This window comes from Streptomyces sp. NPDC051310 (assembly GCF_044455245.1).
Taxonomy (GTDB): Bacteria; Actinomycetota; Actinomycetes; order Streptomycetales; family Streptomycetaceae; genus Streptomyces.
In genome coordinates, this window is the sequence record NZ_JBITEO010000031.1 from 16108 (window position 1) to 39351 (window position 23244).

Below are 23244 nucleotides of genomic sequence, written 5' to 3' on the forward strand. Positions count from 1 at the left end.
CGCAGTGGCGTGGGGCGAACACTTTTCGGGTTCAGCGGCACCTTAGGCGCGTCCCGTGCGTTCTCCTTGCGGACGGCGGTCGGTGCGGCCGTCGGCATCCCCGTGGCGGCAGACCTCCCGACGTGACGGCGTCCTCGCTTACGATGGCCGTTGCGGTGGGGCCCACCTGCCGTGCCCGTGCCAGTGTCCATGACAAGACCCAGTGCCAGGCCCGACCGGCAAGGAGACCAACCTCAGTGTCCGTCTTCAACAAGCTCATGCGTGCAGGCGAAGGCAAGATCCTGCGCAAACTGCACCGCATCGCGGACCAGGTCAACTCCATCGAAGAGGACTTCGTCAACCTCTCCGACGCCGAGTTGAGGGCGCTCACCGAGGAGTACAAGCAGCGGTACGCCGACGGCGAGAGCCTCGACGACCTGCTTCCGGAGGCGTTCGCCACCGTCCGCGAGGCGGCCAAGCGCGTCCTCGGGCAGCGCCACTACGACGTCCAGCTGATGGGTGGCGCCGCGCTCCACCTCGGCTACGTGGCCGAGATGAAGACCGGTGAGGGCAAGACCCTCGTCGGCACGCTCCCGGCGTACCTCAACGCGCTGTCCGGCAAGGGTGTCCACCTGATCACGGTCAACGACTACCTGGCCCAGCGCGACTCCGAGATGATGGGCCGGGTCCACAAGTTCCTCGGCCTGAGCGTCGGCTGCATCCTGGCCAACATGACGCCGGCCCAGCGCCGCGAGCAGTACCACTGCGACATCACCTACGGCACGAACAACGAGTTCGGCTTCGACTACCTGCGCGACAACATGGCGTGGTCCAAGGACGAGCTCGTCCAGCGCGGCCACAACTACGCCTGTGTCGACGAGGTCGACTCCATCCTCGTCGACGAGGCCCGTACGCCGCTGATCATCTCCGGCCCCGCGGACCAGGCCACGAAGTGGTACGGCGACTTCGCCAAGCTGGTCACCCGCCTCAAGAGGGGCGAGCCCGGGAACCCCCTCAAGGGCATCGAGGAGACCGGCGACTACGAGGTCGACGAGAAGAAGCGCACCGTCGCCATCCACGAGTCCGGCGTCCAGAAGGTCGAGGACTGGCTGGGCATCGACAACCTCTACGAGTCGGTCAACACCCCGCTCGTCGGGTACCTGAACAACGCCATCAAGGCCAAGGAACTCTTCAAGAAGGACAAGGACTACGTCGTCATCGACGGCGAAGTCATGATCGTCGACGAGCACACCGGCCGTATCCTCGCCGGCCGCCGCTACAACGAGGGCATGCACCAGGCGATCGAGGCGAAGGAAGGGGTGGACATCAAGGACGAGAACCAGACGCTCGCCACGATCACCCTGCAGAACTTCTTCCGCCTCTACGACAAGCTCTCCGGCATGACCGGTACGGCCATGACCGAGGCCGCGGAGTTCCACCAGATCTACAAGCTGGGCGTCGTCCCGATCCCGACGAACAAGCCGATGATCCGCAAGGACCAGTCGGACCTGATCTACCGCACCGAGGTCGCCAAGTTCGCCGCGGTCGTCGACGACATCGAGGAGAAGCACAAGAAGGGCCAGCCGATCCTCGTCGGTACGACGTCGGTCGAGAAGTCCGAGTACCTGTCGCAGCAGCTGTCCAAGCGCGGCATCCCGCACGAGGTGCTGAACGCCAAGCAGCACGACCGCGAGGCGACGATCGTGGCCCAGGCCGGCCGCAAGGGCGCCGTCACGGTCGCCACGAACATGGCCGGCCGCGGTACGGACATCAAGCTCGGCGGCAACCCCGAGGACCTCGCCGAGGCGGAGCTGCGCCAGCGCGGCCTGGACCCGGTCGACAACCCGGAGGAGTGGGCCGCGGCGCTGCCCGCCGCCCTGGAGAAGGCCGAGCTCGCCGTCAAGGCCGAGAACGACGAGGTCAAGGCGCTCGGCGGCCTGTACGTGCTGGGCACCGAGCGGCACGAGTCGCGGCGTATCGACAACCAGCTGCGCGGTCGTTCCGGCCGTCAGGGCGACCCGGGCGAGTCGCGCTTCTACCTGTCGCTGGGCGACGACCTGATGCGGCTGTTCAAGGCGCAGATGGTCGAGCGCGTGATGGCGATGGCGAACGTCCCCGACGACGTGCCGATCGAGAACAAGATGGTCACGCGCGCGATCGCGTCCGCGCAGTCGCAGGTCGAGCAGCAGAACTTCGAGACCCGCAAGAACGTCCTGAAGTACGACGAGGTGCTCAACCGGCAGCGCGAGGTCATCTACGGCGAGCGCCGCCGCGTCCTGGAGGGCGAGGACCTGCACGAGCAGATCCGCCACTTCATGGACGACACCATCGACGCGTACATCCAGGCGGAGACCGTCGAGGGCTTCGCGGAGGAGTGGGACCTCGACCGGCTGTGGGGCGCGTTCAAGCAGCTCTACCCGTGCAGCGTCACCATCGAGGAGCTGGAGGAGGCGGCCGGCGACCGTGCCGGGATCACCTCCGAGTTCATCGCCGAGATGGTCAAGGAAGACATCCACCGGCAGTACGACGAGCGCGAGAAGCAGCTCGGCTCGGAGATCATGCGCGAGCTGGAGCGGCGCGTGGTGCTCTCCGTGCTGGACCGCAAGTGGCGCGAGCACCTCTACGAGATGGATTACCTCCAGGAGGGCATCGGCCTGCGCGCGATGGCGCAGAAGGACCCGCTGGTCGAGTACCAGCGCGAGGGCTTCGACATGTTCACCGCGATGATGGAGGGCATCAAGGAGGAGTCCGTCGGCTACCTGTTCAACCTGGAGGTCCAGGTCGAGCAGCAGGTCGAGGAGGTCCCGGTGCAGGACGCGGCCGAGAAGACCTCGCTGGCCAAGGAGGACGCCGTGCCGGCGCAGGCGCGTCCGGAGATCCGGGCCAAGGGCCTGGAGGCGCCGAGGCGCCCCGACCGGCTGCACTTCACCGCGCCGAAGGTCGACGGCGAGGGCGACATCATCGAGGGCGACTTCGAGAACGGTGACGCGGCGGGCCGGCCGGACGGTGACGGCATGACCCGCGCGGAGCGGCGCAAGGCCCAGAAGGGCGGGCGTCGCCGCAAGAAGTAGGCCGTGACGGCGGTACGCCGCCGCCGCGAGGCCGCCGAGCCGCCGAGCGGCGGCCGGTGAGGCAGGCCGCTGAGGGGGGCCGGGTACGTGGAGACGTGCCCGGCCCCCTTTCCGTTGCGGGCGCGCCGGGGGGCGCACGCCGAACCCCACGCCGGTCGCCGGTCCCCGGACACCGGACCCCCGGACTGCGCGACCCAGGTCAGATGCGGTCACCGCCCAGCTCGACGGCGGCGCAGCGCCACTTGCGGTCCGGGCCCTGCTCCAGGCGGAACGCCATCGCCCGGACCCGGTCCCCCGTCGCGATGGTCGCGAACGCCTCGACCACTCCCGGCCGCAGCGGGAAGACGCCGACCCTGCGGAGCACGGGCCGTGCGGCATGCCCGTCCCGCGCGCGCAGGGGCGTGCCGGGTGCCAGGTGCACGAGCTGTTCGTACGCCTCGCCCACGGTCTGGCCGAGCATCCAGTGGACGGGGCGCTCACCGCTGAGCACCGCCAGCAGGCGCTCGGCGAACACGGCGTGCGGCGGCAGCGGCCGGCGGGGCCGGACCGTCGCGGGGCGGCGCTGGTCGTGGCGCCCGGCCGGGCGGGTGGTCCCGGGGTGGGTCGTCGTGCGCGCGGTGCGCGGTGCGGCGGTGGTCATGGCGGCCCCGTTCCGTCGGACCCGGTGGTCTACCGGGCGGTAACTTCGGTTGGGGATCTTGTACGGGGACGGTGAGGGCGGCCGCAACGGAAGCGGGGCGGCGGGTTGGAGCCGGGCACGCATCACCTATCCGGGTGCTGGGGCGCGGTCACCACGGGCCCCCGCGGCGGGTGCCGCGGACCCGGGTTGACGGAGCGACCGGGCGGGAGCCGGACCCGAAAGAGGACACCGCACGTATCCTGAGGGCGTCCGTCGACGAGAAAGCGGCCTCCCATGCGTGTGTACGTCCCCCTGACGCTCCCCGGTCTCGCCCAGGCGTACAAGGCGGGCGAGATCGGGCCCGGCCCGCTCACCGCCTACGCCGTGACACCCGGACTGCGTGAGTGGTACGTCTCCGACGACATCGAGGAGCTCGAGTACGCCGCGCTGAACCGTGCCGCGGCGGCGTCGCTGCGGCTCATCGCCGGTGACCCCGGCGCCGCGCGGCGCCGGATCGTCGTCGCCTTCGACGTACCGGACAAGGCCGTGAGCGCCGATCCCGACGCGGGACTGGACCCGTCGTCGGTCGGTGAGGTGCGGATCGCCGGACCGGTGGCGCTGGCCAAGGCCGCCGCGGTGCACGCCGACTCCTCCGAGGCGGAGGCGGACGTGTCGGCCGCGGCGGACGCACTGGGCGCGGCGGACCACGGGGACGAGGACGCGCAGTTCACCGTGGACGGGGCCGAGGACCACGAACTGCTGTGGTTCGGGGTGCAGGAGATCCCCGCGCTGCTGGGCTGAGCAGCAGGCCGGGGACGATTGTCGGCGGCTCCCGGTACGGTTTTCGGCATGGGGAAACGCGACACGCACCTGGTGTGGGACTGGAACGGCACGCTGCTCGATGACATCGACGCGGTCATCGGGGCGACGAACGCCGCGTTCGAGGAGATAGGCATGGAGCCGATCACCCTCGCCCGGTACCGCGAGCTGTACTGCGTGCCCGTACCGCTCTTCTACGAGCGGCTGCTGGGCCGGCTCCCCACGGACGAGGAATGGGCCCTGATGGACGGGACCTTCCACCGGCACTACTGGGTGCGGGCGGAGGCGTGCGGGCTGGCGGCCGGGGCGGCGGAGCTGCTGGCGACGCGGCAGGAGGCCGGGTCGACGCAGTCGCTGCTCTCGCTGGCGCCGCACGAGCAGCTCGTCCCGATCGTGCGGCGGCACGGCATCGAGGAGCGGTTCGTCCGGGTGGACGGGCGCGTCGGCACCTCCACGGCGGGCAAGGCCGCGCACATGGTGCGCCACCTGATGGAGCTGGGCCCGACGGTGACGTCGTCGCCGGAGCGGGTCGTCGTCATAGGCGACGCCGCGGACGACGCGGTGGCGGCGGCGCACGTGGGAGCGAAGGCGGTGCTGTACACCGGGGGCTCGCACAGCCGCGCGAGCCTGCAGGCGGTGGGCGTGCCGGTCGTGGACACGCTCGCGGAGGCGGTGGCGGTCGCGGAGGACCTGGTGGCCTAGCGGCACCCTCTCCTGGCGGGCACCTTGCTTCCGGGGGCACCCCGCCCGCTCCACCGCTGCCGGTGCGCCCGCCGGCGCGCTGCCGCCGGCGGGCGCACCGGGCCGCCGGGCCTACGCCTCGGCCGTCCGCGTGCGCAGCAGCTCCAGGAAGGCGCGCATCCAGGCGGGGTGGTCCGGCCAGGCGCGGGAGGAGACCAGGGTGCCGTCGCTGACCACCTCGGTGTCCTGGAACGTGGCGCCCGCCGCCTGCATGTCGAGCTCCAGCGCCGGGTAGGCGGTCACCCGGCGGCCCTCCAGGGCGCCGACGGCGGCCGTCAGGAGCGGACCGTGGCAGATCTGGGCGACCGGCTTGTCCGCGTCGAAGAAGGACTTGAGGATCTTGCGCAGCTCGGGGTCGTTGCGCAGGTACTCCGGCGCACGGCCGCCCGGGACGACGACCGCCGCGTACTGGCTCGGCTCGACCTCCGAGAAGGCGAGGTCCGCCGGCCAGGTGTAGCCGGGCTTCTCGGTGTAGGTGTCGTAACCCGGCTCGAAATCGTGCACCACGAAGCGGAGCTGCTTGCGCGAGGGGGCGGCGATGTGGACCTCGTACCCCTCCTCACGCAGTCGCTGGTAGGGGTACAGCACCTCGAGGGACTCCGCCGCGTCGCCGGTGACGATGAGGATCTTCAGGGTCATCACTGCCTGCCTCTGGTGGGAGTGGTTGCCGGAAGGACACGTGTCGCTGTCCAGAGTGTCAAACTTCGGCACCGGGTTTTGTACACATACGGCTCATGACGGGCCCGGGGTGAAGGGCGATAGCCTGGACCCGTGATCAGCGCTATACGCCATGGGGGCAGCGAAGCCCCCGGCCTGCGCCCGGTGCGCCCCAGGGCCCGGGCGAGCGCTGATTCTTGCCATCCGGCCCGCTCGCCAGAATTGGCCAATAACGGCCCGGACACCTCTCATCACGGCATAACGTCGCCTCGTACGGGATACCCCGCGTCGTGGCGTTGTGTCACCTTTTCTTTCACCTACGTCACGCAACGGCGCGCGACAGGAGCCAGAGGACATGCAGACCAAGCTGGACGAAGCAAAGGCCGAGCTGCTCGAACGGGCTGCCCGGGTAGCTGAGAACAGCCCGGTCGGGGGGCAACTCGCGATCGGGTCCGAGAGCGGGAAGCGTCCGGACCAGGACATCGTTCTCGACTACCTCCAGCGCTACTACCTGCACACCGCTCCCGAGGACCTCACGGACCGGGACCCGGTCGACGTCTTCGGCGCGGCCCTCTCCCACTACCGGCTGGCCGAGAACCGCCCCCAGGGGACGGCGAGCGTCCGCGTCCACACGCCCACCGTGGAGGAGAACGGGTGGACGTGCAGCCACTCGGTCGTCGAGGTGGTCACGGACGACATGCCGTTCCTCGTGGACTCCGTGACGAACGAGCTGTCCCGGCAGGGCCGCGGCATCCACGTCGTGATCCACCCGCAGGTCCTCGTCCGGCGTGACCTCACCGGCCAGCTGATCGAGATCCTCACCCCCGGGTCCCGCGACGCGCTCCCGCACGACGCCCTCACCGAGTCCTGGATCCACGTCGAGATCGACCGCGAGACCGACCGCGCCGACCTCAAGCAGATCAGCTCCGACCTGCTGCGCGTCCTGTCCGACGTCCGCGAGGCCGTCGAGGACTGGGAGAAGATGCGCGACGCCGCGCTGCGCATCGCCGAGGACCTCCCCCGGGAGCCGGTCGCCGACGACCTGCGCAGCACCGAGATCGAAGAGGCTGGCGAGCTGCTGCGGTGGCTGGCCGACGACCACTTCACCTTCCTCGGCTACCGCGAGTACTCGCTCACCGAGGACGACGCGCTGGCCGCCGTCCCCGGCACCGGCCTCGGCATCCTGCGCTCCGACCCGCACCACAGCACCGACGAGTCCCACCCCGTCTCGCCGTCGTTCAACCGCCTGCCGCGCGACGCGCGCGCCAAGGCCCGCGAGCACAAGCTCCTCATCCTCACCAAGGCCAACAGCCGCGCCACCGTGCACCGCCCGTCGTACCTGGACTACGTCGGCGTGAAGCGGTTCGACGAGCAGGGCAACGTCATCGGCGAGCGGCGCTTCCTGGGCCTGTTCTCGTCGGCCGCGTACACCGAGTCGGTCCGCCGCGTGCCGGTCATCCGCCGCAAGGTCGCCGAGGTCCTCGACAAGGCGGGCTTCTCGCCCAACAGCCACGACGGCCGCGACCTGCTCCAGATCCTGGAGACGTACCCGCGCGACGAGCTCTTCCAGACGCCCGTCGACCAGCTGGAGGCGATCGCCACCAGCGTGCTGTACCTGCAGGAGCGCCGCAGGCTGCGGCTGTACCTGCGCCAGGACGAGTACGGGCGCTACTACTCCGCCCTCGTCTACCTGCCGCGCGACCGCTTCAACACCACCGTCCGGCTGCGGATCATCGACATCCTGAAGGAGGAGCTCGGCGGCACCAGCGTCGACTTCACCGCCTGGAACACCGAGTCGATCCTGTCCCGGCTGCACTTCGTCGTCCGCGTCCCGCAGGGCACCGAGCTGACCCCGCTCACCGACGCCGACGTCGAGCGCATCGAGGGCCGGCTCGTCGACGCCGCCCGCTCCTGGGAGGACGGCTTCGCCGAGGCGCTCAACGCCGAGATGGGCGAGGAGCGCGCCGCCGAGCTGCTGCGCCGCTACGGCAACGCCTTCGCCGAGGGCTACAAGGCCGACCACTCGCCGCGGGCGGCCGTCGCCGACCTGAGCCAGCTGGAGCAGCTCGTCGGGGGCGAGAAGGAGTTCGCCCTCTCGCTCTACGAGCCGGTCGGCGCGGGCCCCGGCGAGCGCCGCTTCAAGATCTACAAGACGGGCGCGCAGGTCTCCCTCTCCGCCGTCCTGCCGGTCCTCAACCGCCTCGGTGTCGAGGTCGTCGACGAGCGCCCGTACGAGCTGCGCTGCGCGGACCGCACGCAGGCGTGGATCTACGACTTCGGGCTGCGCATGCCGCAGTCCACCGCCAACGGCGGCGACTACCTCGCCGACGACGCGCGTGAGCGGTTCCAGGAGGCGTTCGCCGCGACCTGGACCGGCCGCGCCGAGAACGACGGGTTCAACGCGCTCGTGCTGAGCGCCGGGCTGAACTGGCGCGAGGCGATGGTGCTGCGCGCCTACGCCAAGTACCTGCGCCAGGCCGGTTCCACCTTCAGCCAGGACTACATGGAGGACACCCTCCGCAACAACGTCCACACCACCCGGCTGCTGGTGTCGCTCTTCGAGGCCCGGATGGCACCGGAGCGGCAGCGCGCCGGCACGGAGCTGATCGACGGTCTGATGGAGGAGCTCGACGGGGCGCTCGACCAGGTCGCGAGCCTGGACGAGGACCGCATCCTGCGCTCCTTCCTCACCGTCATCAAGGCCACGCTGCGCACCAACTTCTTCCAGAAGGCGCAGAACGGCGAGCCGCACGCGTACGTGTCGATGAAGTTCGACCCGCAGGCCATCCCCGACCTGCCGGCGCCGCGCCCGGCGTTCGAGATCTGGGTGTACTCGCCGCGCGTCGAGGGCGTCCACCTGCGCTTCGGCAAGGTCGCCCGCGGCGGCCTGCGCTGGTCGGACCGGCGTGAGGACTTCCGTACCGAGATCCTCGGCCTGGTCAAGGCGCAGATGGTGAAGAACACCGTGATCGTGCCGGTCGGCGCCAAGGGCGGCTTCGTCGCCAAGCAGCTCCCCGACCCGGCCGTCGACCGCGACGCGTGGATGGCGGAGGGCATCGCCAGCTACCGCACCTTCATCTCGGCGCTGCTCGACATCACCGACAACCTCGTCGGAGGCGAGGTCGTGCCGCCGCAGGACGTCGTGCGGCACGACGAGGACGACACCTACCTCGTCGTCGCGGCCGACAAGGGCACGGCGACCTTCTCCGACATCGCCAACGAGGTGGCGGTCGCGTACGGCTTCTGGCTCGGCGACGCCTTCGCGTCGGGCGGCTCGGCCGGTTACGACCACAAGGGCATGGGCATCACGGCCCGCGGTGCCTGGGAGTCGGTCAAGCGCCACTTCCGCGAGCTCGGCCACGACACGCAGACGCAGGACTTCACGGTCGTCGGCGTCGGTGACATGTCCGGTGACGTGTTCGGCAACGGCATGCTGCTCAGCGAGCACATCCGGCTGGTCGCCGCCTTCGACCACCGCCACATCTTCATCGACCCGAACCCGGACGCGGCCGTCTCGTACGCCGAGCGGCGACGCCTGTTCGAGCTGCCGCGCAGCTCCTGGGCCGACTACAACAAGGAGCTGCTGTCCCCGGGCGGCGGCATCCACCCCCGTACGGCCAAGTCGATCCCGGTCAACGCGCACATGCGCACGGCCCTCGGCATCGAGGACGGCGTCACCAAGCTCACCCCGGCCGAGCTGATGAAGGCGATCCTCAAGGCCCCGGTGGACCTCCTGTGGAACGGCGGCATCGGCACGTACGTCAAGGCCGTCACCGAGACGCACGCCGACGTCGGTGACAAGGCCAACGACGCCATCCGTGTCGACGGCGAGGACCTGCGCGTCAAGGTCGTCGGTGAGGGCGGCAACCTGGGCCTGACCCAGCTGGGCCGCATCGAGTTCGCCCGCAAGGGCGGGCCCGAGGGACTCGGCGGCAGGATCAACACCGACGCCATCGACAACAGCGCGGGCGTGGACACCTCCGACCACGAGGTGAACATCAAGATCCTGCTGAACGCGCTCGTCACGGACGGCGACATGACCGTCAAGCAGCGCAACAAGATCCTCGCCGAGATGACGGACGAGGTCGGCGCGCTGGTGCTGCGCAACAACTACGCGCAGAACGTGGCCCTGGCCAACGCGGTCGAGCAGTCCCCGTCCCTCCTCCACGCCCACCAGCGCTTCATGCGCCGGCTGAGCCGCGAGGGGCACCTGGACCGGGCGCTGGAGTTCCTGCCCAACGACCGCCAGATCCGCGAGCTGCTCGGCAACAAGCAGGGCCTGAGCCAGCCGGAGCTGGCCGTGCTGCTGGCTTACACCAAGATCACGGTGGCGGAGGAGCTGATCCACACGGATCTGCCCGACGACCCGTACCTGCGCGAGCTGCTGCACGCGTACTTCCCGTCGAAGCTGCGCGAGGAGTTCCCGGCGCAGATCGACGCGCACGCGCTGCGCCGGGAGATCATCACGACGGTGATGGTCAACGACACCGTCAACACCGGTGGCTCGACCTTCCTGCACCGCCTCCGCGAGGAGACGGGCGCGTCGACGGAGGAGATCGTCCGCGCGCAGACCGCCGCCCGCGCGATCTTCGGGCTCGGTTCGGTGTGGGACGCCGTCGAGGCGCTCGACAACACGGTCCCGGCCGACGTCCTGACCCGGATCCGGCTCCACTCGCGCCGCCTGGTCGAGCGCGGCACGCGTTGGCTGCTCAACAACCGGCCGCAGCCGCTCCAGCTCGCCGAGACCATCGAGTTCTTCGCCGAGCGCGTGGAGCTGGTCTGGGCGCAGCTGCCGAAGATGCTGCGCGGCGCGGACCTGGAGTGGTACGAGCAGATCGTCGAGGAGCTGACCACGGCGGGCGTCCCGGACGAGCTGGCGCTGCGGGTGGCCGGGTTCTCGTCGGCCTTCCCGACGCTCGACATCGTCGCGATCGCGGACCGGACGGGCAAGGACCCGATGGCGGTCGCCGAGGTCTACTACGACCTGGCGGACCGGCTGTCCATCACCCAGCTGATGGACCGGATCATCGAGCTGCCGCGTGGCGACCGGTGGCAGTCGATGGCCCGTGCCTCGATCCGCGAGGACCTGTACGCCGCGCACGCGGCGCTCACCGCGGACGTGCTGTCGGCCGGGAACGGCACGGCGGCGCCCGAGGAGCGGTTCGCGGCCTGGGAGCAGAGGAACGCCGCGATCCTCGGCCGGGCGCGCACGACGCTGGAGGAGATCCAGAGCTCGGAGGACTTCGACCTGGCGAACCTGTCGGTGGCGATGCGCACGATGCGGACGCTGCTGCGTCAGCACAGCTGAGCCGCCGTCGCGGCGAAGCGGACGCGAGGGGCGCCCACCGGTTCCGGCCGGTGGGCGCCCCTCGGGCGTGTCCGCCGCCGCGGTGTGCCGGGTGCCCCGGGCGTGTGCCGGGTTCCGGGGTGCTCAGACGTCCAGGGGGCCGGGGGCCGGGGCGGGGTCGTGCGCCGGTTCCTCGTCGTCCTCGGGGCTGCCCGGGAACATCAGCCAGGCGCTGGCGCTGATCAGGCCCATCGACGTGAGCCCCAGGGCGAGGCGGCCGAGCCGCAGGGCGCCCTCCCAGTCATGCGGACTTCCGAAGACGAGCCAGAAACCCAGGGCGGCCCCGGTGACCAGCACGATCACCGCACAGACGCGACGCAGAACGATAGTCATACGTTCATGATCCCAGCAGGGAGGCGCCGGCCGTGACGGGATGTCACGTCGGGACGGTCGACGTCCACAGCCGGCGGCAGGACAGCAGCGCCGCGGCGACCAGCAGCCCGTTGCGGACGGCCACCACCCCGCAGCCGAGCGGCGTGACGGCGATGACCTCGTCGTACAGAACGGGGTAGGCCAGCGCGCTGAGCGCCGCGGCGGGCAGCAGCAGGAGGGCGACGGGCCGCTGCCGGGTGTGCCGGGAGGTGAGGCACACCGCCGCCAGGCCCACCAGCCACACCATGTACTGGGGGCTGATCACGCGGCTGGTGACCGTGAAGAGGAGCACGGCGGCCAGGGCCGCGTCCAGCGGGGTGGCCGGGGACCAGCGGCGCGAGCGGACGCGCCACAACACCAGCCAGGCGAAGGCGGCGGCGGTGAGGGCGAGCGCGGTGTGCGCCACGCTCGCCACGTGAGGGCCTGTCAGCTCGAAGGCCCCGTAGCGGTACTGGACCGCTCCCGGCCATCCGGCGAGCCGGGCCAGCGAGAGCGCGGTGCCGCCGAGCGACTCGACCTGCACCCCGCGGCTGCCCTGCTGGCGCAGGAAGCCGAGGGTGTGCGAGAAGCCGAGCACGAGCGCCCCGAGCAGTGCGGCGGCCGTGAGCGCGGCGGTCGTCCACGCCCGGCGGGTGGCGCGCCCGCGGGGCGTGCCCAGCAGCGCGAGCACCGGCCACACCTTGACCAGCGCGCCCAGTCCGGCGAGCGCGCCGCCGAGCCGGGGCTTCGGCCGCCGGGCGGCGAGGGCCAGCAGGGCGAACACCGCGAAGGCGGTGACCTGGACGTCGTACCGGGCGAGCGGCAGGTGCAGCAGGAGCGCCAGGCCGCAGGTCCACAGCCAGGCGCCGGCCGCCCCGAGGCCGCCGCCCTCGCACCTGCCGCCCGACCGGGCGAGCGCGACGGTGACCGCGGCGTCCGCGGCGAGCGTGAGCGCCACGAACGCCTGGTAGTACGTCAGCCCGGGCACCGCGCCGGGGGCGAGCAGCACCAGGCCGGCGCCGGGCGGGTACTGCCAGGTGACGTCGTCCGGCGGGAAGGCGCCGAGCGCGAGCAGGTCGTACCAGTGCCGGTACAGGACGTACACCTCGCGTCCGACGCCGCCGATGCCGAGCGTGTCGCGCCACAGCAGCAGGAGCATCCCGGCGCGGGTGAGGACCCACACGGCGGTCAGGGCGAGCGGGGCGGCAGGGGTGCGTGCGGTGCGACCAGCGGCGCCGGTCCGGTACGTGGTCGTCATCGCACCGCACTTTATGCCGATTGTGTGGCTGTTTTACCTATTTCCTCCTCGTGTACGCCTCGTACGCGTCGACCACCTCCGCCGAGGGCCCGTCCATCAGGACCGTCCCCGACTCCAGCCAGATGGCGCGGTCGCAGGTCTGCTTGATGGTCGAGTTGCTGTGGCTGACCAGGAACACCGTGCCGGCCTCGGCGCGGAGCTGGTTGATGCGCTCCTGGCTGCGGGCGCGGAACCTGGCGTCACCCGTGGCCAGCGCCTCGTCGATGAGCAGCACGTCATGGCTCTTGGCGGCGGCGATGGCGAAGCGCAGCCGGGCGCCCATGCCGGAGGAGTACGTCCGCATGGGCAGGGAGACGAAGTCGCCCTTGTCGTTGATGCCGGAGAAGTCGACGATCTCCTGGTAGCGGGCGCGGACCTCCTCGCGCGACATGCCCATCGCGAGGCCGCCGAGGATGACGTTGCGCTCGCCGGTCAGGTCGCCCATCAGTGCGGCGTTCACCCCGAGCAGGGATGGCTGGCCCTGGGTGTAGATCCGGCCGCGGCTGGTGGGCAGCAGCCCCGCGATCGCCTTCAGCAGGGTCGACTTGCCCGAGCCGTTGGACCCGATCAGCCCGATGGCCTCGCCCTTGTACGCGGCGAAGCTGACGCCCTTGACCGCGTGGACGGTACGGGTGCCCGGGGCCGCCCGGCGGCGGCCCAGCAGGCGCCGCAGGGGGCTCCCCGCGGGCGCGCCCGTGCTCCCGGCGCCCGCGCCCTGGACGGTGTACGTGATGTGGGCGCCGTCCACGACGACGGTCGGGGTCCTGGCGGTGTCAGCCACGGCCGTAGGTCTCCTCTGCCTTCCAGAAGTAGATGAAGCCGGCCGCGAAGGCGAGCAGCGCCCAGCCGGCCGCGACGGCCCAGACGTGGGGCGGCAGGCGGTCGGCGGTGAAGCTGTCGATGAACGCGAAGCGCACGAGGTCGATGTAGACGGCCGCGGGGTTGTACTGGAGGGCCACGCCGACGGCGTGCGGCACGCGCTCGTCGGCGAGGACCTTGTCGATGCTCCACATCACGCCCGACACGTACATCCAAGTGCGCAGGACGAACGGCGTGAGCTGGGCGATGTCGGGGGTGCGGGCGGCGAGGCGGGCCATCGTCATCGAGACGCCCGTGTTGAAGAGGAACTGCAGCAGCAGGACGGGCGCGGCGAGCAGCCAGGACCAGCCGGGGCGGACCCCGAAGCAGAAGAGGATGACGACGAGCGCGCCCAGGGAGAACGCCAGCTGCTGGAGCTGCTGGAGCGCGAGGGAGATCGGCAGGCTCGCGCGGGGGAAGTGAAGGGCGCGGACCAGGCCGAGGTTGCCGCTGATGGCGCGGGTGCCGGCGGTGATCGAGCTGGAGGTGAACGTCCAGATGAACACGCCGGTGACGAGGAACGGGACGTAGTCGGGAACGCCGTGCCGGGTGTTCATCAGCACGCCGAAGATGAAGAAGTAGACGGTCGCGTTGAGCAGCGGATTCATCAGCTGCCACACCTGGCCGAGCCTGGCCTGGCTGTACTGGGCGGTGAGGCGGGCCGTCGCGAAGGCGGTGATGAAGTGGCGCCGCGACCACAGCCGGCGGGCGTACTCGGCGAGGGGCGGCCGGGCGCCGCTGACGGTCAGCCCGTGGGCGAGGGCGAGCTGCCGCAGGTCCTCCTCGGGCACGGGCGCCCGGGCGGCCGGGTGCGGCGCGGCGCCCGCGGGGCGCGTGCCCCCGGGCGGTGCGGGTGCGGTCGGGGACCGCAGGTCGGCCGTGTACGTGGTCACTCGGGCCCCTCGGGTCGGAACGGAACCGTATCGTCGTTACGGGGAGGGTAGGTCGCTCTTACGTCGGAACGCAACCGTCCCGTCGTGACGAACCTGTCGCGCTATGATCCGGGGCATGACTCCACCGCCGCCCCCCGGCAGCCCCCGCCGCGCCCCCGCGGGGGCCGCGGTGCTCCGCGAGGACGTGACGGAGGCGATCCGCACCGCCGTCTTCGAGGAACTCGCCGCCGTCGGCTTCGCCCGCATGTCCATCGAGGGCATCGCCCGGCGCGCGGGCGTCGGCAAGACCGCCGTCTACCGGCGCTGGAAGTCGAAGCTGTCGCTCGTCCTCGACCTGCTGACCGCCTTCGCCGCGCGCGGCCTCCCCGCCCCGGCCACCGGGTCGCTGTACGGGGACGTCCGCGCCCTCCTGGAGGTGGCGGCCCACGCCCTGCGCCACCCCGTCGCCTCGCAGGTCATCCCCGACCTGCTGGTGGAGGCGGCCCGCCACCCCGAGATCGCCGACGCCGTCCGGGCCGCCCTGCTGGACAGCCAGCAGGGCGTGGCCGCGGCGGTCGTGCGGGACGCGGTGGCGCGCGGCGAGCTGCCGCGGGACGCCGACCCGGACCGCGCGCTCGACCTGATCATCGGGCCGCTGTACTGGCGGCTCGTCGTCGTCCGCTCCCCGCTCCCGCAGGGCTACCTGGACGACCTCGCCGCGGCGGCGGTCGCGGCGCTCACCTCCCGGGAGGGCCCGTCACCCGCTCGGCCGCCCGGGGAGTGACGCCGGGCGCCGGGGGCGGTTGAGCCTGCCGTCACGAAAGGACGGTGGGCCGACAGTGCGTGCGCTCGACATCGACGGTGCGTGGGTCATGGAGCCGCGGGTGTTCCACGACAGCAGGGGCAGCTTCCACGAGTGGTTCCGGGCGCCGGACCTCCACCGGGCCGCCGGGCACGGGCTGGGCCTCGCGCAGGCCAACTGCTCGGTGTCCAGCCGCGGCACCCTGCGTGGCATCCACTTCGCCGACGTGCCCCCGGGGCAGGCCAAGTACGTGACGTGCGTGCGCGGCGCCGTCCTGGACGTCGTCGTCGACATCCGCACCGGATCGCCCACCTACCGGGCCTGGGAGGCGGTGCGGCTGGACGACCGCGACCACCGGGCCCTGTACCTCGCCGAGGGGCTCGGCCACGCCTTCATGGCGCTGACGGACGACGCGACCGTCGTCTACCTCTGCTCCCGCGGCTACGCCCCCGCCCGCGAGCACGGCATCCACCCGCTCGACCCGGACCTCGCCATCACGTGGCCGGACGGCCTCGCGCCCGTCCTGTCGGACAAGGACGCGGCCGCTCCCGCGCTCGCGGAGGCCGAACGGGCGGGCCTGCTGCCGTCGTACGAGGAGTGCGCCGCCTGGTACGCGGCGCTTCGGGCGTCCCGGACGGACGGCCGGCCGCGCGTACCGGCCGGCCGCTGAGGGCAGCCACCCGCACGGGGACGGAAGCGGAGGTTCCAGGAGAAATCGCCCCTGGGGCGGGCCGGGATCTCCCGTGCCGTGCGGGCACCGCAGGGGCGCCCGCACGGCACGGAAGGCGGGATCAGTCGCGCTGCGCGCCGACCGGGAGCGACCGCAGCTTCATGGTCGCGGCGGTCGTGGAGCCGAAGCCGTAGTCGAGCATCTTCGCGGCGTCGCGGTAACGGTCGGTGCCGTTGAGGACGACACCGATGTACGTCTTGGTGCCGCGGGTGGCGGCGAAGACGAGGCACGGGCCGGCGGCCGTGCCGGTGCCGGTCTTGATGCCGTTGGCGCCGCTGTAGGAGCCGAGCAGCTTGTTGGTGTTGTACCAGGTGTACGTGCGGGTGCCGCCCGTGCTGGTGGTGGCCGTGCTCTTGTACGAGGTGGCCTTGACGATCGCCTTGAAGTTGGCGTTCGCGTAGGCGTGCCGGGCGATCTTCGCCAGGTCGCGCGGGGTGGTGTAGTTGTTCCCGGCCGACGAGATGCCGTCGAACGAGTCGAACTTCGTGTTCTTCAGGCCCAGCGCGACGGCCTTCTGGTTCATCTTGGCGATGAACGACTTGGTGCGGGCCGCGGCCGTCGTGCCGGTGCCGAAGGTGTCGGCGAGGGCGTACGACGCGTCGCAGCCGGACGGCAGCATCGTGGCGTACAGCAGCTGACGGACCGTGACCTTGTCACCGGTGCGCAGGTCGGCGGTGCTCGCGCCGTTGCGGGTGACGTAGTCCCGGTACGCCTGCTTGATGGTGACCTTGCGGTTGAGGTCCACGCCCGGGGTGCCGAGCACGACCGCGGCGGTCATGATCTTCGTGGTGCTGGCCATCTGGCGGCGGGTGTCCGCGGCCTTGGTGTACTTCACCGCGCCGTTCGACTGGTCCATCAGGTAGCCGCCCGAGGCGCTGATGGTCGGCGCGGGGGCCGCCTGCGCCGGCGAGGCGAGCGGCGAGGCCGTGAGCAGCAGACCGCTGGTGAGGGCGACAGTGGCGGCGCGGCGCACGCCGGTTCGGGTCGATATCAAAGGGAATGCTCCCGTTTCGTCACGTCGAGGAGGGGCCGGGCCGGTAGGCGGGCCCCGATACAAGACGTACGAGACGGTCGTATGGATGTACGGCAGTGTTAAGCGTGTTCGGCCGGGGTCCCCCGCGGCGTCCGCACCCCCGGCACCGGCCGGGCGAGCAGCGAGGGCAGCGCCTCCGCCAGCGCCTCCCGCCAGTCCCGAAGGGGCGTCAGATCCGCCTCGCGCCACCGCCCGTGGGCCAGCACGCTGTACGCGGGACGAGCCGCCGGGCGGGGGAAGGCCGTGCTCGGCGCGGGGCGGACGCGCCCGGGGTCGGCGCCCAGCAGCCGGAACGTCGCGCGGGCGAGGTCGTACCAGGTGGCGTCGCCCGAGCTCGTCGCGTGGTAGACGCCCGGGGGAGCGCCGCGGCGGCCCAGGGCCACCAGGCGCCGCGCCACGTCGGCGCTCCACGTCGGCTGGCCGCGCTGGTCGTCCACCACGTCCACGAAGGGGCGAGACGCCTCCAGCCGGAGCATGGTGCGGACGAAGCTGGCGCCGCCCGCGCCGTACAGCCAGGCCGTCCGCACCACGTAGCCGTCCTCGGGGAGCACCTCCAGGACGGCGCGCTCGCCCGCCAGTTTGGTGCGGCCGTACGCGGTGCGCGGGGCCGGCGCCGCGTCCTCGGCGTACGGCACGCGCGCGCGGCCGTCGAAGACGTAGTCCGTGGAGACGTGCAGCAGCCGTGCGCCCGCCGCGGCGCACGCCTCGGCCAGGTGCCGCACCCCCGTGCCGTTCACCGCGAGCGCCTCCGCCTCGTGCGCCTCGGCGTCGTCCACCGCCGTCCAGGCCGCGCAGTTGACCACCACCGCCGGGCGCAGGGCCGACAGCGCGGCCCGTACGGCCGGCCGGTCGCGCAGGTCCAGCTGACGGCGTGTGAGGCCGGTCCCCGCGCCGCCGAGGCAGGCCAGCACGTCCTGCCCGAGCATGCCGCCCGCGCCCGTGACCAGCCAGGTCACAGCGCCGCCCGGGTCAGCAGCGGCCGCCACCAGGAGCGGTTCTCGCGGTACCAGGCGACCGTCTCGGCCAGGCCCGTCGCGAAGTCCCTGGCCGGCCGGTAGCCCAGCTCGTCGCGGATCTTGCTCCAGTCGACGGAGTACCGCCGGTCGTGGCCCTTGCGGTCCTCCACGTGGTCCACCCGGGACCACTCGGCGCCGCACGCGTCGAGCAGCGCGCCGGCGAGCTCGCGGTTGGACAGCTCCGTGCCGCCGCCGATGTTGTAGACCTCGCCCGCGCGGCCCCGCGTCCGGACCAGTTCGACCGCGCGCACGTGGTCGTCGACGTGCAGCCAGTCCCGGACGTGCGAGCCGTCCCCGTACAGCGGCACCCGGCCGCCCTCCAGGAGGCGGGTGAGGAAGCGGGGGACGGCCTTCTCGGGGAAGTGGTACGGGCCGTAGTTGTTCGAGCAGCGCGTGACCCGCACGTCCAGGCCGTGGGTGCGGTGGTACGCGAGGGCGATCAGGTCGCTGGACGCCTTGGAGGCGGCGTACGGGGAGTTGGGCCGTACGGGCGAATCCTCCGTCCACGAGCCCGCCTCGATCGAGCCGTACACCTCGTCCGTGGAGATGTGGACGAAGCGGGGGAGGCGGTGGCGCAGCGCCGCGTCCAGCAGCGTCTGCGTGCCCAGCACGTTCGTGCGGACGAACTCGGCGGCGCCGAGGATGGAGCGGTCCACGTGCGACTCGGCGGCGAAGTGGACGATGCCGTCGTGCTCGGAGACGAGCTTGTCGACCAGGTCCGCGTCCCGGATGTCGCCGTGCACGAAGGCGAAGCCGGGGTGGTCGCGGACCGGGTCGAGGTTGGCGGGGTTGCCGGCGTAGGTCAGGCGGTCGAGGACCGTCACCTCGGCGTGGCCCGGCCCGGAGGGGCCCAGCAGCGTACGGACGTAGTGCGAGCCGATGAATCCGGCGCCGCCGGTCACCAGGAGGCGCGTGACGGGGGTGGTCATGAGGAGATCTGCACCTTGCTGTGATCGCCGAGCACCAGGCGGTGGGCGGCCGGGATGGGCGGGGCGGGGGTGATTTCGACGTTACGGCCGATGAGGGACGCCTCCACGCGCCCCACGCCGTGCAGCGACGAGCCGCTGAGCACGATGGAGTACTCGATCTCGCTGTCCGTCACCCGGCAGTTCTCGGCGATCGACGTGGAGGGGCCGATGTAGGAGTTCTCCACCGCCGTGCCCGCCCCGATGACGACCGGGCCGACGATGCGCGAGCCGCGCACGCTCGCACCGGCGCCGATGCGGACCCGGCCGATGATCTCGGTGGCGGCGTCGACCGAGCCCTCGTTGGCCGGGGTGAGCAGCTCCAGGACGGAACGGTTCACCTCCAGCATGTCCTCGACGTTCCCGGTGTCCTTCCAATAGCCGGAGACGATCGTCGACTTGACCGTGCGCCGTGCGTCGATGAGCCACTGCAGGGCGTGGGTGATCTCCAGCTCGCCGCGCGCGGACGGCCGGATCGCGCGGACGGCCTCGTGCACGGCGGGGGAGAACAGGTACACCCCGACCAGCGCGAGGTCGCTGCGCGGGTGGGCCGGCTTCTCCTCCAGGCGGGCCACCCGCCCGTCGATGTCGAGCTCGGCGACGCCGAAGGCGCGCGGGTCGGGCACCTTGGTGAGGAGGATCTGCGCGTCCGGGCGGGTGGAGCGGAACTCCTCGACCAGGTCGGTGATCCCGCCGACGATGAAGTTGTCGCCCAGGTACATCACGAAGTCGTCGTCGCCGAGGAAGTCCCGGGCGATCAGCACGGCGTGGGCGAGGCCCAGCGGCGCGTGCTGCGGGAGGTAGGTCACCCGGAGGCCGAAGCGCGCGCCGTCGCCGACGGCGTCCCGGATCTCCCCGGCCGTGTCGGGCGCGACGATGATCCCGACGTCCCGGATCCCGGCGGCGGCGATCGATTCGAGCCCGTAGAAGAGCACCGGTTTGTTGGCGACGGGCACGAGCTGTTTGGCGGAGGTGTGCGTGATGGGGCGCAGCCGGGTGCCGGCTCCTCCGGAGAGTACGAGTGCTTTCACTGGGCCTGCCTCAGCTGGGCGGTGACAAGGTGCGGGGTGCGCACGAGAGTTGGGCGCCACGAATGACGTCCGGCCGTGAGCCATACGTGTGATTCATTAAATCCCTTTTGAGGCGGTGATGTGGGTAATGTGAACTCTAGTGTGGTTTAAGTGTGTTTATAGGTGCTTCGCGTCGTACCGCTAGTATTGCTACGTTCGTCCACCATGAACGGACGAATGTCGTCTCTGTCATGGGATGTGCGAAAGGCTCGGATCGTCGTCCTCGTCGTCGCGGCGGTCGCGTTCGTCTCGAAGGTCGCGCTCGCGGCGTCCACCCGCGGGCCCGCCGATGTGCGGTTCTTCTGGGGCTTCGCGCGGGCCATCGCCCGGACGGACCCCATCCGCGTCTACGCCGAACCGCTCCCGTGGCTGCCCGTCTACAACCACCCGCCGCTGGCGAGCTGGATGCTGCTCGGCATGGAGTGGCTCGCGCAGCACGGGGTGCCGTGGCGGCCGCTGATCCGCTTCCCGGCCTGCCTGGCCGACCTCGTCACCGTGCTGCTGGTGTTCGAGATCGTACGGAGGCGGGCCCGGCTGCGGACGGCCGTCGCCTGCGCGCTGGGCGCGGCCCTGTGCCCGGTCCTGGTGGCGACCTCCGGCTACCACGGCAACACCGACTCGGTCGCCGTCCTGTTCGCCTTCGCCGCCGCGTACCTGCTCACCGACCGGAGGATGCCGAAGGCCGCCGGGGTGGCGGCGGCGCTCTGCGTCAGCGTGAAGATCGTCCCCGTCGTGGCGGTGCCGCTGCTGTTCGTCGCCGCCCTGCGCGCCGGGCGCCCGGTCCTGCTCCGCTTCACGGCCGGCTTCTCGGCGGTGTTCCTCGTGATCTGGGGGCCGGTGCTCGCCACCGTGCCCGGCGCGCTCAAGGCGAACGTGCTGGAGTACGCGGGCGGCAATTTCAGCTTCTGGGGCATCATCCGCTTCGCCCGCTGGGCAGGGGTGCCGGAGCCGTACGTGGCCCTCGTCCGCGGTGACGGCCACTTCCTGATCGTGGCCGCCATCATGGCCGCCGGCGCGTGGCTCGCCTGGCGGCGCCCGGCCGACACGCCCGTCGCCGTCGCCGTCTCGCTCGGCCTGCTGCTCGCGCTGAGCACCGCGTCCGGTGTGCAGTACCTGGCCTGGCCCGCCGCCGGGCTCTTCGTCATCGGCCTGTGGCAGGGGATCGCGTACGGCGTCGTCGTCGGCGGCGTGACCGCCTCCGTCTACTCCGGGCAGCGGCCCGTCCACTGGACCGACACCGAGATGGCCTTCGGCGCCCTCGGGTGGGCCGTGCTCGTGGTGTGCGTGGCGACCGGCGTCCACCGCCTCCTCAGCGGGGCCGAACCCCCCGGCCCGGTCCCCGCGGTGGACATCGCCAAGCCGCGTACGGAGACGCGGTCGGCCCCCTCAGCCACCTGACCCCGTGTGCCCCGACACCCGAGAGTGGAGAAGTCCCGTGAGTGCCGTCAGTCCCGACAGCCCCGCCGCCGGCCCCCGCATCGGCATCCTCGTCGTCGCGTACAACGCCGAGTCCACCCTGGAGAAGACCCTCGACCGCATCCCCGCCGACTTCCGGCCCAGGATCGCCGAGATCCTCATCCTCGACGACGCCAGCCACGACGCGACCTTCACCGCCGGCTGCCGCTGGTCCCAGCTCGCCGGCATGCCGCCCACCGTCGTCATGCGCCACACCAAGAACCTCGGCTACGGCGGCAACCAGAAGGCCGGGTACGCCCTGGCCGCCGAGCGCGGCCTCGACATCATCGTCCTGCTGCACGGCGACGGGCAGTACGCCCCCGAGCTGCTGCCGCAGATGGTCGAGCCGCTCGAACGCGGCGAGTGCGAAGCCGTCTTCGGCTCCCGCATGATGCGCCCCCGGGACGCCCTGCGCGGCGGCATGCCCGCCTACAAGTGGCTCGGCAACCGCATCCTGACCCGGCTGGAGAACAGACTCCTCGGCTCCTCCCTCACCGAGTTCCACTCCGGCTACCGCGCCTACCGGGTCGACGCCCTGCGCCGGCTCCCCATCGAGCGCAACACCGACGCCTTCGACTTCGACACCCAGATCATCGTGCAGATGGCCGACGCCGGGATGCGCATCAAGGAGATCCCCATCCCCACCTACTACGGGGACGAGATCTGCTACGTCAACGGCCTGCGCTACGCCAAGGACGTCGTCAAGGACGTCCTCGAATACCGGTTGGCCAAGAAGGGCTTCGGCACCTGCGACTGGATCCCCAAGCCGGTCGAGTACGCCTTCAAGGAGGGCGACGGCTCCTCGCACGCCGCCATCCTGGACCGGATGCGCGCCCTCCCCCCGGGCCGCGTCCTCGACGTCGGCTGCTCCGGCGGCCTGTTCGCCGAACGCCTCGAAGCCCTCGGCCACCAGGTCACCGGCGTCGACCGCGTCGAGGTAGAGGGGGTCCGCGACCGGTGCTCCGGCGGTTTCCTCCTCGCCGACCTGGAGGAGGGCCTGCCCGACGGCATCGGCGACGGGTACGACTACGTCGTCGCCGGAGACGTCATCGAGCACCTCTCCCGCCCCGAGCGGCTGCTCGCCCAGCTGCGCGACGTCCTGCGCCCCGACGGGCACGTTTTGCTGTCCGTACCGAACTTCGGACACTGGTACTCGCGCCTGCGCGTGGCGCTCGGCGTCTTCGACTACGACCGTCGCGGCATCCTCGACGAGACGCACCTGCGCTTCTTCAGCCGCGCCAGCCTGCGCCGCACCGTGCGCTCCGCCGGCTACGACGTGCTGTCGATCCGCTCGACCGGCGCGCCCTTCTGGTCGGTGCTCGGCGGCGGACCGGCCGCCCGGGCGCTCGGCGGTCTGTCGAAGCTGCTGACCCGGATCCGGCCCACCCTCTTCGGCTACCAGTACGTCGCACTGCTCACCCCGCATGCGGCGCGGACGATCATCGCTGGGGAGCACATCGATGTCCAGGACATCCTCAACCGTCAGTTCATCCCCGCCGACGCGATCGGCGCGGCCGGTGCGGCCGCCCGCACCGATCGCGTCGGCGTCTGAGAGGGGGGCG

The 23244-nt window shown here is 71.6% G+C and carries 18 protein-coding genes; 8 read left to right on the forward strand and 10 right to left on the reverse strand.

Going from position 1 to position 23244, the window contains the following annotated elements; all coding sequences use genetic code 11:
• Nucleotides 1-236 precede the first annotated feature (236 nt).
• Nucleotides 237-3050 carry a preprotein translocase subunit SecA gene (gene secA, locus ACIA79_RS31110; protein ID WP_399431737.1) on the forward strand — a complete coding sequence of 938 codons (2814 nt, stop codon included), beginning with the start codon at nt 237-239 and terminating at the stop codon, nt 3048-3050.
• 199 nt (nt 3051-3249) lie between these two features.
• Here secA and ACIA79_RS31115 read toward each other — a convergent pair whose 3' ends face one another.
• Nucleotides 3250-3690: an Rv3235 family protein gene (locus tag ACIA79_RS31115; RefSeq protein WP_399431738.1), complete on the reverse strand. Its 441-nt coding sequence runs from the start codon at nt 3688-3690 to the stop codon at nt 3250-3252.
• Between the two features lie 273 nt (nt 3691-3963).
• On the opposite strand from ACIA79_RS31115, the gene ACIA79_RS31120 reads away from it, so the two are divergent.
• Together ACIA79_RS31120 and ACIA79_RS31125 are read left to right on the forward strand one after the other, a co-directional pair.
• Nucleotides 3964-4470: a DUF6912 family protein gene (locus ACIA79_RS31120; RefSeq protein WP_399431739.1), complete on the forward strand. Its 507-nt coding sequence runs from the start codon at nt 3964-3966 to the stop codon at nt 4468-4470.
• A gap of 48 nt (nt 4471-4518) precedes the next feature.
• Nucleotides 4519-5190: an HAD family hydrolase gene (locus ACIA79_RS31125; RefSeq protein WP_399431740.1), complete on the forward strand. Its 672-nt coding sequence runs from the start codon at nt 4519-4521 to the stop codon at nt 5188-5190.
• 111 nt (nt 5191-5301) lie between these two features.
• On the opposite strand, the gene ACIA79_RS31130 is transcribed toward ACIA79_RS31125, so the two are convergent.
• Complete coding sequence (locus ACIA79_RS31130; RefSeq protein ID WP_399431741.1) at nt 5302-5868, reverse strand: DJ-1/PfpI family protein; 567 nt, start codon at nt 5866-5868, stop codon at nt 5302-5304.
• 373 nt (nt 5869-6241) lie between these two features.
• Here ACIA79_RS31130 and ACIA79_RS31135 point away from each other — a divergent pair, with 373 nt between their 5' ends.
• Nucleotides 6242-11194 (forward strand): NAD-glutamate dehydrogenase, encoded by a 4953-nt coding sequence (locus ACIA79_RS31135; RefSeq protein ID WP_399431742.1) that lies wholly within the window; start codon nt 6242-6244, stop codon nt 11192-11194.
• Between the two features lie 123 nt (nt 11195-11317).
• Here the strand turns inward: ACIA79_RS31135 and ACIA79_RS31140 are convergent, their stop codons facing one another.
• Genes ACIA79_RS31140 through ACIA79_RS31155 form a run of 4 tightly spaced genes read right to left on the reverse strand, consistent with a single transcriptional unit; the run spans nt 11318 to nt 14530 of the window.
• Nucleotides 11318-11566 carry a hypothetical protein gene (locus ACIA79_RS31140; RefSeq protein ID WP_399431743.1) on the reverse strand — a complete coding sequence of 83 codons (249 nt, stop codon included), beginning with the start codon at nt 11564-11566 and terminating at the stop codon, nt 11318-11320.
• 43 nt (nt 11567-11609) lie between these two features.
• Nucleotides 11610-12842 carry a glycosyltransferase 87 family protein gene (locus ACIA79_RS31145; protein WP_399431744.1) on the reverse strand — a complete coding sequence of 411 codons (1233 nt, stop codon included), beginning with the start codon at nt 12840-12842 and terminating at the stop codon, nt 11610-11612.
• A gap of 37 nt (nt 12843-12879) precedes the next feature.
• Complete coding sequence (locus ACIA79_RS31150) at nt 12880-13662, reverse strand: ABC transporter ATP-binding protein (protein ID WP_399431745.1); 783 nt, start codon at nt 13660-13662, stop codon at nt 12880-12882.
• The gene (locus tag ACIA79_RS31155) at nt 13655-14530 is read right to left on the reverse strand and encodes an ABC transporter permease (RefSeq protein ID WP_399431787.1); all 876 of its coding nucleotides are present in this window, start codon (nt 14528-14530) and stop codon (nt 13655-13657) included. The genes ACIA79_RS31150 and ACIA79_RS31155 overlap by 8 nt, the downstream gene beginning before the upstream one ends.
• A 205-nt stretch (nt 14531-14735) precedes the next feature.
• Between ACIA79_RS31155 and ACIA79_RS31160 the strand changes: the two genes are divergently transcribed.
• Nucleotides 14736-15395, forward strand: a complete 660-nt coding sequence (locus tag ACIA79_RS31160) for a TetR/AcrR family transcriptional regulator (RefSeq protein ID WP_399431746.1) — start codon at nt 14736-14738, stop codon at nt 15393-15395.
• 55 nt (nt 15396-15450) lie between these two features.
• Nucleotides 15451-16083, forward strand: coding sequence for a dTDP-4-dehydrorhamnose 3,5-epimerase family protein (locus ACIA79_RS31165; RefSeq protein WP_399431748.1), 633 nt, complete (start codon nt 15451-15453; stop codon nt 16081-16083).
• Between the two features lie 121 nt (nt 16084-16204).
• On the opposite strand, the gene ACIA79_RS31170 is transcribed toward ACIA79_RS31165, so the two are convergent.
• From ACIA79_RS31170 to ACIA79_RS31185, 4 genes are all read right to left on the reverse strand, one after another.
• Nucleotides 16205-17116, reverse strand: coding sequence for a D-alanyl-D-alanine carboxypeptidase family protein (locus ACIA79_RS31170; protein ID WP_399431788.1), 912 nt, complete (start codon nt 17114-17116; stop codon nt 16205-16207).
• 119 nt (nt 17117-17235) lie between these two features.
• Nucleotides 17236-18132: a dTDP-4-dehydrorhamnose reductase gene (rfbD, locus tag ACIA79_RS31175; RefSeq protein WP_399431749.1), complete on the reverse strand. Its 897-nt coding sequence runs from the start codon at nt 18130-18132 to the stop codon at nt 17236-17238.
• Complete coding sequence (gene rfbB, locus ACIA79_RS31180; RefSeq protein ID WP_399431750.1) at nt 18129-19121, reverse strand: dTDP-glucose 4,6-dehydratase; 993 nt, start codon at nt 19119-19121, stop codon at nt 18129-18131. Before rfbB ends, rfbD begins: the two co-directional genes overlap by 4 nt.
• On the reverse strand, nt 19118-20188 hold the full coding sequence (locus ACIA79_RS31185; RefSeq protein WP_399431751.1) for a glucose-1-phosphate thymidylyltransferase: 1071 nt from the start codon (nt 20186-20188) through the stop codon (nt 19118-19120). The genes rfbB and ACIA79_RS31185 overlap by 4 nt, the downstream gene beginning before the upstream one ends.
• Nucleotides 20189-20425: 237 nt before the next feature.
• Between ACIA79_RS31185 and ACIA79_RS31190 the strand changes: the two genes are divergently transcribed.
• The gene (locus ACIA79_RS31190; RefSeq protein ID WP_399431752.1) at nt 20426-21625 is read left to right on the forward strand and encodes a glycosyltransferase family 39 protein; all 1200 of its coding nucleotides are present in this window, start codon (nt 20426-20428) and stop codon (nt 21623-21625) included.
• A gap of 37 nt (nt 21626-21662) precedes the next feature.
• Nucleotides 21663-23234, forward strand: coding sequence for a methyltransferase domain-containing protein (locus tag ACIA79_RS31195; protein WP_399431753.1), 1572 nt, complete (start codon nt 21663-21665; stop codon nt 23232-23234).
• The last annotated feature ends 10 nt before the right edge of the window (nt 23235-23244 follow it).

Coding starts and splice junctions, on each gene's coding strand:
- ACIA79_RS31115 (WP_399431738.1), bottom strand. CDS start 3,690: ATGACCACCGCCGCACCGCGCACCGCGCGCACGACGACCCACCCCGGG.
- ACIA79_RS31120 (WP_399431739.1), top strand. CDS start 3,964: ATGCGTGTGTACGTCCCCCTGACGCTCCCCGGTCTCGCCCAGGCGTAC.
- ACIA79_RS31125 (WP_399431740.1), top strand. CDS start 4,519: ATGGGGAAACGCGACACGCACCTGGTGTGGGACTGGAACGGCACGCTG.
- ACIA79_RS31130 (WP_399431741.1), bottom strand. CDS start 5,868: ATGACCCTGAAGATCCTCATCGTCACCGGCGACGCGGCGGAGTCCCTC.
- ACIA79_RS31135 (WP_399431742.1), top strand. CDS start 6,242: ATGCAGACCAAGCTGGACGAAGCAAAGGCCGAGCTGCTCGAACGGGCT.
- ACIA79_RS31140 (WP_399431743.1), bottom strand. CDS start 11,566: ATGACTATCGTTCTGCGTCGCGTCTGTGCGGTGATCGTGCTGGTCACC.
- ACIA79_RS31145 (WP_399431744.1), bottom strand. CDS start 12,842: ATGACGACCACGTACCGGACCGGCGCCGCTGGTCGCACCGCACGCACC.
- ACIA79_RS31160 (WP_399431746.1), top strand. CDS start 14,736: ATGATCCGGGGCATGACTCCACCGCCGCCCCCCGGCAGCCCCCGCCGC.
- rfbB (WP_399431750.1), bottom strand. CDS start 19,121: ATGACCACCCCCGTCACGCGCCTCCTGGTGACCGGCGGCGCCGGATTC.